The following is a 13164-nucleotide window of genomic DNA, read 5'->3' as shown; positions in this document are numbered from 1 at the left end:
TGCTTATTCCATTTGTGGATTTCATTCTGTTGCGCCTTGTGATTCTTGAAGACGCTTAAGCATCTCTTGCCCGAGTTGCAGTAGATCTACTTGTTGTTGAGCAATGTCATCTAATCTTTCGACTCGCGTCACCTCTTGAAGATCTTCTCTGGCGTCGATAATCTGAGTTTGATTATAGATCTGCTCTTGTGTTGACCGTAGTAATTTTAACTCTGCTATTGGTGGAATGAGTGCTGGTTCACCTTGCCCTTGTTGGCCCTGGCCTTCGCCGCCCTCATTGGCTTGCCCATCTTCAAATTCAGATGGTGGCTGATTCGCTTCCTCAAGTGCATCGATAATGCTTGAGATGCCTCTGGCAATCAAATCTTGTTGATCTGTCACATCTCGGTTCGTTTCTCCAGACAAAAGATCTTCTTCAGCACTCTTGGACCAATTAATAATTAAGGCATGAACATGGTTGAAGATGGGGGTTTCCATGAGTTCTGTTGTTGTGTCACGGAGTTCAGTAATAGTTGAACGTATTTCTTCTTGTACACCACCAAGACGGCGAGCTTCAAATCGTTTTCGTCTTGCCGACTGATTATTGTCATTAACCTCTTTCGTCTCCGATATCACAACCACTTGCTTCTGGAGTTCATCTCGATACTTCTGAACCAATTCTTCTCGCCGCGCATCCATCTCTTGACGTTCAGTGTCGTCATTAAGCTTCTCTGTTTCCTTAAGCGCCTCTTGCAACTTGAGAAGTGATTGAAGCTCGTGCTCTTTGGCCAAAGCCCCATCAATAGGCATTGTGCGTAACACGCCAATCGATTTTCCTTGGGCAGCCCCAGCTTGGCTCAAAATTTGGCCAACTGAAGCAGCGCTCACATCGGTAGCACGGGCATTATTTTCCACCGCAAAGGTGTTTTGTTGAAGTCGCATCATTTCTCGATCGCGATTCTTAAAATTGTCTTGCTCAATCGCAATATCTAGTAATTCAAGCTCTCGTTCTTGAACACTAATTAGATTCTGGATTGACTCCATCAAGCTAGCGAGTTGGCGAAGAAGCTCTTCGACTTGTACGCGCTTTGTGTCTTTTACTTCTTCCAACATTCTCTCGAGTGTTTGTTCGGCGGCACGCTGCGCGTTTTGTGCCACATTCATCTGATTCTGCTCGAGACGGTCAGAGGCGCGTTCCATATCACGCGACAGCTCCTGAGATTCAGCTGTTTGGGCTGCTCTTGCCAATGCTTCCGCAGCTTGCTCATCTAAGGTCTCAAGATCATCTGCTCTATCTTGTAGTGACTCAACCATCTCTTGTGCTTCTTCGCCCAGGCGGTCCTGCTCTTGGGCAAGGCGGTTGAGTTCGTCTTGTTCTTTCTGTGTTAATGCTTCAGAGGGTCGCCCAAGAGTTTGTTGGGCTAGATCATTAGTCTCTTGGATTAGTTGGTTTTGTTCATCAATGAGTGACTCAATTTTCCTTGTCACCACCCACGCATCTTGATCCCGATCAAGGAGTGCGATCAGGGATGCTAAAGATGCCCGAGCAGTCTCCTGATTTTGAGTGGCCGCCTCTGTTGCTTGTGTTTCAGGGGGGCTTGGCTCTTGCTTATCACCATTTGTTGCTTCTTGAGCATTCAAACCCTCTTCTATTGAAGCAACAGCTCGGGCGCCTGCGTTACGAGCAAGTGACATTTGATTTTCAATCTCATCAAGTAGCTCTGCAAGAAGTTCATCATCAAGCTGATTCATCTCAACCAAATCAGCAAGATCACCAATCAACTCTTGTTGTTGCGCCATTCGTTGAACAAGGCGACCTTGTTGTCGATCCATTCCCGGGCTCAGCCCTTCACTACGAATAACTGCCTCTAACTCTTGTTGGAGTGATTCGATTTGAATTGCACTTTGCCGAACACCGCCTAAATTTTGCCTTACTTGCTCTAGAAATTCCGTTGTGTTGATAATACGAAGTCGTCTTGGCTGTGAACGAACTTCATTATTGCCACCCTCTTCACCAAACGAACGATCTGAGGCAAGACCCCACAAAGCGAGTTCATCACCCTCTACAAGTTGTAGTGTGCCTAGATCAATCTGATTCATTAATCTTTGTAAGCGTTGATTTGTTTTTTCCCGGAACATCCAAAGTGCTGGTGGCACAGTGGATGTGTCGTCGGTAAAAGGTGTTAACTCCAACCCAACTTCAGAAAGCCCAACATCATCACGCGCTTCAACCTCAATTGGAATTAACGCCGTCGCTAAAACAGCTTCATCAACCTTTGGTTCGAGGATGGCGATTTCTGGGATACGATCTTCTACAACATCAATGCGATATGAAATCAAATCCTGGTTACGAAGACCGTACACATCCTGCAAATCTAAAGACATCACCATCGACTTATCAGCGGTCCATTCCATCTTCCATTGTGAGGGGTCTTCAGGATTATGTTCAAAGGACGGCAAGACATCGCCAGTAAACCCCATCGTCTTTCGCAGCCACGCCTGTTGATCAGATGGGTCTTCGGGAATAGGAATTGCCTTGTTTAGTTTCATATGAAGCGTGAGATTTGATCGAGCAAGCACGGTTTTTTTTGATGTCAGTAATCGATCTACTCCCTGCCCAAGATCTTGGGTGAGAGGCTCAATAAGTTCTGCTGCATAATCTGGTGGAACCACTTGGAGTTGGGCGGATTCAATAGATGGGGGTGGAATGAGATTAACCCGCTCAATATCTGTTTGTGAATCACTTGTTGAAAACAAAACCTCAATCGCACCTGCATTTGTATCAACAAGTCGCTCATGTAAACCATTGCGCTGATGGGTAAGAACAATTGTTTGCCAGGGTGCCCATTGTTCATTAATGAGGTAACGGTAAGTCGCCTCAACGCGCTCATCTTCACCTTGAGGTGTTGTGTTTTGAGCCTTTAGGTGAAGTGCCTGCCCTCGGGGATATACCATCTTTTCACCAACAGCATCTGTCATCAATGACTGAACACTTGTTCGGGCGGGCCAAGCGGCTTTCCCAAAAGGAAGTAACACACGTTGAACACCAACAGATGCGTTTGTTGGATTAATGGAAACAAGAATGACTGCGACAATCACGCCTGCCAGAGCAACGCCACCCCAACCCATTGGTCCACGCTTGTTAATGACACCTTTTATTGATGTTCGTTGTAGGCGCCTTTCAGTCTCTTTGACACACCGCGCCGCGAGTGGATTTATCTTGTCTTCACCACTCTGAACAAAGTCAATACTGGATGCCAGATGATTCGCTAGTTCTGGTCTTTTCTTTTCCACACGGAGTGCCACCTCTGTAAGTGTGGGATTAAATTGTGTTGCGGGCCAGAGAAATTGGCGAATGACCCAAAGGCACCAAACCACTAATGCAATAAGCAGTAACAAACGAAGTGCACTGGGAAACCGAAGCGCCCAGTCAATAAATACAAGGCTCATAATCGCAAACACAATTAACGCCAACAAAATTGAAGTTGCTTGGGAAAGCAACAATAATTTCCCTTGAGAGCGGGTGTTGTGTAATTGTTTATTAATGGCTTCCATAGTTGATTATTGACCAAAATAATACTGGGTGACTATTTGGGACGCATTTCCTTAAGTATCGACCTCTATGGCCCTAAATCCACTGGAATGTTGGTCAGACAAGACCAATTATTCTCCTGCCGATCCACTCACCGGTCAGAAGTAGCACTATCAAGATGAACGCTAATGGAGAATCCCATATTGCCTCTAAGAGTGGATTCAGGGTCCGCACAGAACGATTTGGAAGCATGGTGGCAATTTTATTGAGCTCATTTGGCTCAATGACCCTCCCACCAGTTTGAACAGCTATCTGCTGAAGTAGATCGTGATTTGTTTGTGGTTGTGCCAATTCATTTTGCTTTGATTCAACCTCAACTGTCGCGCTTAAATTGAGACCCTCAAGAATTGGGGAACGGGGTTGTACTTCTATTTTCCCAGGCGTACTGGGGATGTAAGTCGCACTGTAGTTTGTGGCATCTTCGCGCTCTAAAGAGAGGGTGCCCACAGCATCACCACCTCGGAGCAACTCAACCACTAGAGAATCACCAATTTGATCTGCGATCAGTTTGGTCTGGACAGATAGCTCAATTCGCATTGGTTGCCCGGGCGTAAGTCGACTTGGTTCGACGGTAATCATTGCTGGTTGAAGTGGATCACCAGTATTAGTTTGACCAAGATTTCTAATTAATTGAATCCAGAACTGCTCAATCAATCCTCCGCCTCGCCCGAATCTCCATCTCCAAATCTCATCTGTGGCCATATAAACAGATTTACCAGCGCCATACCGAAGTTGAATAACCAGTGGCATGGGTGACCCGTTTATTTCTTGGGTTGATTCAGCAAGTACCTCTGCGCCAACCTTAAGCCGATGAGGATCGATTGCTTGTGCGTAGTGGATTTGTGACCATGGGTGATCTGCTGAAATTAGTTCGTTAGGCCAAAAACCAATATCTTCATTGGTGGTCAAATTAAGTACGCCCATTGCATTAGCAACTTTGGTGGGCACCATATTGACTGGCTCAGTCAAACGCCCTACACGAGGTCCACTTGTCATTGGCAATAAATCTGACAGTGTTGTTGAGGTGAATGAATAGGGCACAGATCGCTCACCTGCAATCCACAACAAACCCGCTCCATTTTCTAGCACATGATCGCGGAGTAGTTCTATCTGATGTGGTGAGAGAAAGCCGGCGGGGATGTCACCTAGAATGACAACGTCATATTTTCGTAATTCCTCTGCCGTTCTAGGCAACCGTGAAATTGGCTCGTTGCCTTCTTGTGCAAAATCTTGATCGGCGCTCACGAGCATGATGGCGCTACGAATTGACTCTTCTCGAACAAGAAGGTTTTTTAAATAACGATACTCCCAACGCGGATAACCTTCGATATAAAGAACGCGAAGTGGGCGATCAATTAGGTTTATAGAAAATGACTCTGTGTTGTTTTCTGAAGCAAGATCGGCTTCTTTTGTCTCTGCTACAACTGTCCAAGTAGCTTCGCCGGCCAAAGTGGCATCAGCGATGAGTGTAACGCTTGTCTCATTAGAACCCATTGGTAATTCTGCGACGTCTAACTCTTTGCCTGTTCGTTCATCAATAAGGCGAATTGTGCGTTGTGGGGGCACCTCTCCAGTTGCACTCCAATCAACATCAACCTGAATTGGTATTCGATCACGTATAAAAGCTTGTGTGGGTGCAACCACGTTTGAAATAGATAAATCACCAACAAGTCCAGATGAACCAAGGGGAACTGGAAATATTGGGACTGCGTTTGAAACAAGTTGGCGAATAAGATTTTGGTTTGGCGGATCAGTTGTTTGCCCATCACTCAAAAGAACAATACCACTGATTGGCCGAGCCGCAGCGCGCTCTAGTGCATCCTGAATACTTGTGGCAATTTGTGTCTGCTCGCCCTCTGATGCAGGTAAATCTAATTTGATACTCCCATCCTTCTCTCGGGTTGGTCCTCCAACCACAAAAGTGGATTCATTAAAACCCAACCACACAAGATCTTTTTCTTTACCTAGATCTTCAAAAACAAGTGCGTTCTCTTTTATCAAATCTTGAAGTTGTTGATCACGTGTTTGTGTGCCTTGATTAGAATTGATGTCACCAATTTGCATTGATGCGCTTCGATCAACAAGAAGGATTACCCAATCCTTTTGCACAAACTCTCTTGGGATTTGGATCATTGGGCCAGCAATAAGAATAATCAACAACAATAACGCTGCTCCACGAACAACAGCGAGTACACCACGACCGAGTCGCAATCCAGATATTTTGGCGTAAGTCCAAAATGAGAATAAAGCGACCAATAGCACAATTAAAAGCCACACCCAAGCTGGCCAATTGTAAACCCATGCAATTTCAGCTGATGTGCTATTGATGGGAAGATCATCAATATTTAAGAGCCAGCGGCTGAAGGAGGAGTTCATGCGCGACCCCCGCCAATAACCTGGCTTATATGTTCATCTAGCGAAATATTTTTTTGTTCACTTTGACTTGTTCTGTGTGCATGACTGAAACGACGTGAGAGAAGTGTTTCAAGAACAAGTAGACCAAGCACAATAAACAAAATAGTACGACCAATGGGTGCTTTGTTTGGGGTGTCACTTAGAGCCGCTGTTGGATCCCCGGCATCAATAAAGGACCATTTTGTTTTTTCGGGTGTGCCACGATCAAGCCAATTTTGAACCGCCTCGGGTGCATTTACCTCTGTGCGCCCACCTAGTGGATTGATGTTTATTGCAAGTACACCAAGAGCAGTTCCTTGGCTATCTTGGACACGCCAGAGGCCTGGTGTGTTGATTGGTTGATTAACACGTCCATCTTGTGCTGCTGTGACACGACTTCCATTGGCTAACTCGATCTCTGTAGCACCTGGCCACAAGATAGGTCTTTGTCCAACAAGAGCGTTTTGTTGAGAACGAATAAGACCAAGCCCTTGGCGAATAGTCTCATGAAGGAGAGGTACTAGTAGTGGTTTACTTGGCAGGTTTGTCCACTCAAGATCTAACGCTGTTGACATCATGACAACAATGCCACGCCGAGCAGTCAGACTATTGTTTATCTGGGATTGCTCTTCTTGGTTTACTGATTTATCAAACACCAAATCATCACCACTTGTTGTTTGACCAATAAGAAGTGCGGGTTGTCCGTCTTCAAAGATAAGAGCAGCATCTTGTGAGCCACTTGGTATCTGGACATTAATTGTCTTGGAGAAAAGCACTGGGCGGCTTAATGATTCCATTTCTGGTCCCAATAAACCAAGTAGTGATGATGGGGGTTGCTCTGTTGATAAAGCAATCGAAGACTCGTGTTTATTGGTTTCTAATTCAACTATCCAAGGTAATGATAAAGCGGACAACAATGGGGTTGCCCAAGCGTGTGAATCTACGTTTGGTGGGGGAGAAATAATAAGAAAACCACCCCCTTGAACATAGTTTTTGACGGTTGTTATTCCCTCTTGTGTAAGTAGATCTGGGCGAACCACAAACGCAACATCAATGCCATATAGTTGCCCACCATCTAAACTTGTGGGTTCAATATATGAAACTTCAATTGGACTTTTGTTTTCTGGAAGTAGAGCTAAATTAATCCAGTGGCCAGGCTGCATTTCATCAACCCGGGGCCGACCAGTTTGTAGTTGGCGATCAATAATTGCTACGCGGATTGTCTCGACACTTCGTAGTGATGTGAATTGATGGTTATCCACTTCAAGTGAATCATGCTCAATAGAAGCCTGAAGCTCGATATTCGCGCTTGCGATGTTAGATAAATCTAACATCACTTCAACTAACATCTCTTGTTGTCCAGCCTTCCAACTAACGGTTACTTCTGTCGCCTCTTGCCCTCGGTCTGTAACAACCTGGAGTGTTGTATCCTCGGGTGGGAAATTTCCACCTTCTCTACGTAACGTGATAGTCACTTGTGTGTTGCGATCACCGTGCTCTGGCATCACCATATGGCGAATAGGTGTAATAGAAACAACTTGGACATTTGAAATCGGTTCGCTACTTGGAGCCATTGCTAAAAGCTCAACTCCATACCTATCACTCAGTGACATTTTATTGATTGGTTCATCTAAAGAGGTGGACCCTTGTCGAAACTCACTTAATAAATAAACCACGTGCCGCTGGCTTTGATCTTGAAGTTGTTCAATCTGCTCTTCCACCAACCTGAGGGCTGTAGGAAGATCACTTATTGATGATGATGGCTCCATTGCTATCAAGAGATCATTCACACCCCTGTGATTTGTTGTTGCTGGCGCTACTGCTGCTTGTGCGGGTTGCGCGGTTGTTGTGACACTAATAAGGTCATCTGTATTTAAGGATCCTATGATTTCTTGAGCGATTATTCGTTGTTTATCTAAAGCTGTTTGACCTTGCTTGTCTGTGAGCCCGGAAATCAAACCATCATCCATGACTAAATGAACAGATTTTGGACCACTGTTACCTAGGATGTTTTTTGAATTAATGAGTGGTTGGGCTAACGCAATACCTAATAACAATAAAATTAGACAACGAATTGCTACTAGAATTATTTGCTCTATACGCAGGCGTCGCTTGTTGCGTCGATAGGCCTCAATCAAAAATTGCATAGCTGCCCACTGAACCACTTGGTATCGCTCGCGACTCAATAAGTGAATAACAATGGGGATCACCATTGCCGCAAGACCCGCAACGGCCAAGCCTATGGTGATAAAACTCATGCTGATTTACTCCGCTTAATGAGCGCGCTGCGTCGGACAAGAATTTTACTAATAGCGGGTCCGACTGATTTGTGGCTATCGAAAATGGTGTGGCTAAAACCAAATTGGCCTGCCATCAAACTAATTTTCTCAATATGATTGGCAAGCACCTCAAGATACGCATTTCGCAATGCCTTTGGATCAACCCGAACGCGACCCTCTGATTCAAGACCCTGAAATGCCGCGTCCCGCATAAAAGGAAACTGGATCTCTTGGTTGTCTAACACCTGGAGCAACATGACATCTTTTTGTCGGTGTTTAAATCGAGCAAGTGCTTGTTGAATTGCTTCTGGTGGCTCAAAGAAATCTGAAACAATAACAAACAATGCTTTGTTTCTAATTTTACTTAGCGCCTGGTCTGCTAGTTTTACCAAGTTTGTTTTTTCGCCTACTGGCACAGTGCTTAATGAATTCAATATGCGATGCCACTGGCCTTGGCTATTACTACGCTGGACCATGTTTTGTAATTCACTGTTGTAGGTCACTAATCCCACTCGATCTTGTTGGTGAAGACATAAAAAAGAAACCGCTGTGGCAATGGCGGTTGCGTGATCAAACTTTGTCCATGTTTTTGTTTTTTCACTTGCCTTCGTGCCACCCCACCCTTGTTTGATATCAAGAGATCCGAATCCCATTGAAGCGGAAGCATCAACTAACAATAAGATGTCAAGATTTGTTTCTTGTTGAAACTGCTTGATAGTGAGTTTGTCTGATCGTCCATATACCTTCCAGTCGAGATGTTTAAGGTCGTCGCCAGGAACATATTGACGGTGTTGAGCAAACTCAACTGCCATACCTTGATACGGAGAGCGGTGCATTCCACTCATAACTCCTTCAACAATCATTTTTGCGCGTAACTCTAATGGCGCTAGTTGGGCGAGTGTTTCGGGTGCCAAATACTGCTCTGCACGAACATAATTTTGGTTGTTACTACTCATTATTGTGGTTCACTAATACCAGCACCATAAAGCTATTTCTTAGTCGTCTTGTTTAAGAGTGTGATGGTAGAACTGAATCCAAGTTCTTCTTGAGATCACCCACTGAAGATTCCACTGGTATTTCATCTAAAAGAGTGGCAACGATTTCATCTGATGTAATTCCATCTGCTTCAGCGTTAAAATTAGTAATAACGCGGTGTCGCATCACTGATGGTGCAATTGATTTGATGTGATCTGGCGTCACATGAGCATCACCAGATAAAATCGCACGTGTTTTTGCAGCGAGGACCAAGAATTGGCTCGCCCGGGGACCAGCGCCCCAGCTCACGTAGTTTTTTACGACCGCTGGGGGGTCATCGACGTCCCGAACTCTTGTAGACCTAGCAATTCTGACTGCATAACGAGCAACATGATCTGCGATTGGAACTTGTCGAACAAGTTTTTGCACTTCCTCAACATCACTAGCACCCAACACCGCATTTAAACTTGTTTCTTTAAGGGCTGTTGTTTGTTGAACAATTGCTAACTCTTCATTCTCGTTTGGATATGAAATTTTAATATTGAACATAAACCGATCTAACTGGGCTTCGGGAAGTGGGTAGGTTCCTTCTTGCTCAATCGGGTTTTGTGTCGCTAATACAAAAAATGGGTTTGGTAGCGCATGCCGCACTCCACCTGTCGTGACTTGTCTCTCTTGCATTGCCTCTAAAAGCGCTGCTTGAGTTTTGGGTGGTGTTCGGTTTATCTCATCTGCCAAAATGACGTTTGAGAAAATCGGCCCTTTAACAAACCGAAGAGATCGCATACCTGTGGTTTTATCTTCCTCGATTACCTCAGTGCCAGTAAGGTCTGATGGCATTAAGTCTGGGGTAAATTGAATACGAGAAAAATCAAGTGTTAGGGTTTGGCTAATAGTGGATACGAGTAGTGTTTTTCCGAGACCAGGAACACCAACCACAAGAGCGTGTCCACCACAAAATAGTGATATCAGCAACTCATCAATCACTTGGTGTTGCCCAATAATGACCTTGCCTATTTCAGAGGAGATTTGATGGTGTGCATCCTTGACTTTCTGGGCCATCTTTTCAGCACTGGCTTGTAGGTTTTGATCTTTATTTTGGTCAGCTTCTAGCATCAGGTGAACTCCCTTTCACATGGGTTCGATTTCCTTGATGAGTATACTCCCGTGTATCGTGATGGGATGGGGTTATAAGTAATGTTCATGCCTAAATGGTGGGACGATAAATAGATGCCTGAGCTTCCTGAAGTTGAATGTGTCCGACGCACACTTGCACCCGATCTTGCAAAGACACAGGTGATTTCTGTGTCTATTTCGCGGAAGGATGTGGTCATCCAGCCTCAAGCTCGGATCACTACAAAGGCACTTAAAAAAAAGCTTTTAGAAGGTGATCACATCCATACCTTGAGTAGGCATGGAAAGAACTTGTTTTTTGAGGCACGATCCGGCCAGGTGTTATGTGTGCATTTGGGTATGACTGGACAATTTATGTTGTTTAGACGATCTCAAGACATCCCCGTTGACTCCCACATTCACTGTGTCTGGAAACTCAAAGGACGTCGGGGTGAAGTGTTTTTATGTTTTCGTGATCCAAGAAGATTTGGGGGGCTTCGTCCACTTGGATCAAAAGAGGCAATGAACCAGCGGATAAACCACCAATTAGGACCAGATGCGTTGACGCTGACCAAAGATGATTTGGCTCTCGCCCTCAAGCGAACACGCCGGAGTATCAAAGTAGCGATCTTGGATCAGCGTGTGTTAGCGGGTGTTGGAAACATTTATGCCGATGAAGCGTTGTTTGCTGCTCGTATTCACCCATTAACTCCATCAAACCAACTCCGTCTTGGTCGCGTAGCCCGTTTAGCAGACTGTATTCGCTCCACACTGGAATCTGCCCTTTTGTCTGGTGGATCTACCATTTCGTCTTACCGTGATCCTCTCGACCAGGCAGGCCAATTTCAGCATCACCATCTGGTCTACGGTCGGGGTGGGGAGCCGTGTGAATCATGTGGTCGTAAACTCCGGAAGATTCTTGTTGCACAACGAACAACCGTATTTTGTTCGAAGTGCCAACAAGTTTCAAGAGCCTCAAAAGAAGGCATTTTGAACCACAAAACCCCTTAAGTATTTCTCATCATCTCTCGTTAAATATACCTGTCTAAATGTGGAAAACCAAAATAAACAACCATAAACCGTTTATATAAAACAGTTTATATATGTTGTTGGGTGTGAATAAAATGTCAATTACCCTGACAATCCAAATAGTGATTTGTCGACTCAATAACCCGATTTGAAAAAGCAGACAGGTTGGCCAAAAGGGCGCCACAACCCACACACAAAAAATAAATACAGGTTTAGACAGGCTACACACGACCCACAAACACAATCACAGACAGTGAAATTCGGGGTGCCCTGTGGACAAAATGTGGGTCATTGTCACAACAACCAACAACCACAAAAGATCCCAATCGCATGGGATTTTACGGTGAGTGGACTAGTTTGGTTGGGGTTAGGTGGTTTCTGTTGAGCTGTTTGTAGATTGTGAACTCAGTTGTTCTTCAAGGTGACTTAGATCTTGATCTAAAGAAGAGTCACCTTTTCGCTTTGTATTGATAGCGCGAATAGCGTGCATCACTGTTGTGTGATCACGGCCTCCAAAATAACCCCCAATTTCTTCAAGGCTATAACGGGTATGTTTGCGCGCTAACCACATACCAATCTGACGTGGCAAAGCAATAGACTTTTGCCTTCTCTTAGATAGAAGGTCAGTCAACTTCACATCATAATATGAAGTAATAGCATCAATAATACTTTGAATACTTGGGTGTTGAGATCGAGATCGATTCGATCGATCACCAATAGCTTCTTTAGCAAGAGCTAGTGATATAGGAACAGCATTAACATGCGCTAATCCATGCACCTTTATCAACGCACCCTCAAGCTCGCGAATATTTGTATCTATTTTCGCTGCTATATAACTCGATACATCATCTGGAAGATCAATCTGTTGCACAAAAGCTTTTTGTTTCACAATAGCAACACGAGTCTCGTAACAAGGTCGTTCAATTTGAGCCACCAAACCACAACTAAAACGGCTAATAAGTCGTTCTTCTAGGTCTGGAATCTCATCTGGGGCTGCGTCTGAGGACAAAACAATCTGCCTACCGCTTTGGTAGAGGCTATTGAATGTGTGAAAGAATTCCTCTTGTGTCCTATTTCGCTTTGAAAGGTCATGGATATCGTCAATAACCAACAAATCAACATTCCGGAAACGGTGACGGAAATCCATCATTTGTCCAGCTTGGACCGCCTCCAAAAAGTGTGTCATAAAACCATCACATGAAATGTAGTAGATTTGTAAGTCAGGACGGTGTGCCATCGCCAACTGACAAATAGCTTGGAGAAGATGTGTTTTTCCAAGACCAACACCACCATGAATAAACAGGGGGTTATAAGCCTTTCCTGGTTTTTGTGCGACAGCGTATGCAGCAGCATGGGCTAAACGATTACCGGGTCCAATGACAAAATTATCAAAGGAGTAGTCTGGGCTAATCAACATTTCATTGTCGATAGTTAGTGGTGAAAATGGTTCGTTGGGTACAACTGGTGGTAAATTTTCAAACAGTGTTTCATTAACACTATTATCAACATCATCTTCACCAACAAAACTGACAACCAACAATCGCCCTGTAACACTTTGTGCTGCTTCAGTGAATTGATCAACACAACACCTTCGTAGGTATTTAAGTTGAACAGTCTCCCGTACTAAAAGTTTCAAAGTTCCATTTGAAACCTCTAATGGTTCAATTTCATCAAACCAATGTCGACAGACATTGGGGTGTTGTGTTCGAAGAAAAGCGAATAACTCTTCTTTGATTTGTGAGGTTTGTTGGCCCATCCAAATTCCCTCTCCGGAACAGCAGTAAAGCTGAGTCGAGACACGGT

General features: G+C 44.5%; 7 protein-coding genes. 1 reads left to right on the top strand and 6 read right to left on the bottom strand.

Translation table 11 applies throughout. The annotated features are described in order from the left end of the window. Positions 1-21 precede the first annotated feature (21 nt). From P8J86_05155 to P8J86_05135, 5 genes are all read right to left on the bottom strand, one after another. Entirely contained in the window at positions 22-3534 is a 3513-nt protein-coding gene (locus P8J86_05155; GenBank protein ID MDG2054077.1) for a hypothetical protein, read from the bottom strand. A 94-nt stretch (positions 3535-3628) separates the two neighbouring features. Continuing rightward, positions 3629-5947, bottom strand: coding sequence for a hypothetical protein (locus tag P8J86_05150; GenBank protein MDG2054076.1), 2319 nt, complete (start codon positions 5945-5947; stop codon positions 3629-3631). Continuing rightward, the gene (locus tag P8J86_05145; protein ID MDG2054075.1) at positions 5944-8223 is read right to left on the bottom strand and encodes a BatA domain-containing protein; all 2280 of its coding nucleotides are present in this window, start codon (positions 8221-8223) and stop codon (positions 5944-5946) included. Before P8J86_05145 ends, P8J86_05150 begins: the two co-directional genes overlap by 4 nt. Then, the gene (locus P8J86_05140; protein MDG2054074.1) at positions 8220-9200 is read right to left on the bottom strand and encodes a DUF58 domain-containing protein; all 981 of its coding nucleotides are present in this window, start codon (positions 9198-9200) and stop codon (positions 8220-8222) included. The genes P8J86_05145 and P8J86_05140 overlap by 4 nt, the downstream gene beginning before the upstream one ends. A 52-nt stretch (positions 9201-9252) precedes the next feature. Beyond that, positions 9253-10335 carry a MoxR family ATPase gene (locus P8J86_05135; protein MDG2054073.1) on the bottom strand — a complete coding sequence of 361 codons (1083 nt, stop codon included), beginning with the start codon at positions 10333-10335 and terminating at the stop codon, positions 9253-9255. Positions 10336-10449: 114 nt separating this feature from the next. On the opposite strand from P8J86_05135, the gene mutM reads away from it, so the two are divergent. Then, positions 10450-11343, top strand: a complete 894-nt coding sequence (gene mutM / locus P8J86_05130) for a bifunctional DNA-formamidopyrimidine glycosylase/DNA-(apurinic or apyrimidinic site) lyase (protein MDG2054072.1) — start codon at positions 10450-10452, stop codon at positions 11341-11343. 385 nt (positions 11344-11728) lie between these two features. Here mutM and dnaA read toward each other — a convergent pair whose 3' ends face one another. Next, entirely contained in the window at positions 11729-13117 is a 1389-nt protein-coding gene (gene dnaA, locus P8J86_05125) for a chromosomal replication initiator protein DnaA (GenBank protein ID MDG2054071.1), read from the bottom strand. Between the last annotated feature and the right edge of the window lie 47 nt (positions 13118-13164).

It is taken from the genome of Phycisphaerales bacterium (assembly GCA_029268515.1).
In the GTDB taxonomy this organism is placed as follows: Bacteria; Planctomycetota; Phycisphaerae; order Phycisphaerales; family SM1A02; genus JAQWNP01.
The sequence above is the reverse complement of the archived record's forward strand: the minus strand, read 5'-3'. Positions and strand labels throughout refer to the sequence as shown.

What these genes read in the sequence shown, in the direction of transcription:
- P8J86_05155 (MDG2054077.1), bottom strand. Translation starts at nt 3,534, where the DNA reads ATGGAAGCCATTAATAAACAATTACACAACACCCGCTCTCAAGGGAAA.
- P8J86_05150 (MDG2054076.1), bottom strand. Translation starts at nt 5,947, where the DNA reads ATGAACTCCTCCTTCAGCCGCTGGCTCTTAAATATTGATGATCTTCCC.
- P8J86_05145 (MDG2054075.1), bottom strand. Translation starts at nt 8,223, where the DNA reads ATGAGTTTTATCACCATAGGCTTGGCCGTTGCGGGTCTTGCGGCAATG.
- P8J86_05140 (MDG2054074.1), bottom strand. Translation starts at nt 9,200, where the DNA reads ATGAGTAGTAACAACCAAAATTATGTTCGTGCAGAGCAGTATTTGGCA.
- P8J86_05135 (MDG2054073.1), bottom strand. Translation starts at nt 10,335, where the DNA reads ATGCTAGAAGCTGACCAAAATAAAGATCAAAACCTACAAGCCAGTGCT.
- mutM (MDG2054072.1), top strand. Translation starts at nt 10,450, where the DNA reads ATGCCTGAGCTTCCTGAAGTTGAATGTGTCCGACGCACACTTGCACCC.
- dnaA (MDG2054071.1), bottom strand. Translation starts at nt 13,117, where the DNA reads ATGGGCCAACAAACCTCACAAATCAAAGAAGAGTTATTCGCTTTTCTT.